The organism is Nocardioides humilatus (assembly GCF_008373755.1).
GTDB classification, from domain to species: Bacteria; Actinomycetota; Actinomycetes; order Propionibacteriales; family Nocardioidaceae; genus Nocardioides; species Nocardioides humilatus.
In genome coordinates this window covers 1-539 of record NZ_VUJV01000140.1, presented here as the reverse complement: position 1 = coordinate 539, position 539 = coordinate 1, and the positions used below count along the sequence as shown (strand labels likewise).

1 protein-coding gene is annotated in these 539 nt (G+C 41.9%); it reads left to right on the top strand.

The annotated features are described in order from the left end of the window. The coding region (locus F0U44_RS24245) for a hypothetical protein (RefSeq protein ID WP_223163822.1) at positions 1-539 on the top strand (539 nt) is incomplete at both ends.

The window sequence follows — 539 nt, the reverse complement described above, 5'->3', positions numbered from 1 at the left end:
TGTAGAGGAAACTGAGACACAGGAAGGTAAGCCAAAACAAAAGAAAATCACGAAGCGTATTATTAAAAAGCGGGTAGGGCCTAAAATCGAAACTACACAAATCACCACTGAACAAGAAGACGACAAACAACCAGTCGTTTCAATTCAAACCACAGAGGAACTCATGGATGACACAACTACACCACTCTCAGAAATCACTCCAGACACTGCTCAGGTCGTTGAAGAAACCCCTGAGAAAGTACACATTACACAAGTCAAAACTGAAACCGGCGATGTCCAAACCATTAAAACAACTAAGCGCGTAATCAAAAAAAGAAAAGGATCGAAAAATGAAGTCACCGAAATCACCACAGTCCAAAAAGACGACGAGGCCCCTGTTACAAGTGTTACTGTAGTAGAAGAAACTACCCCCGAAGAGAGCAAGCCGGAAGAAGTTATTGAGTTGCCTGAAGAGGTAACAGTTGAGGAAACTGAGACGAAAGAAGGTAAGCCGAAACAAAAGAAAATCATAAAGCGTATTATTAAGAAACGGGTAGGGC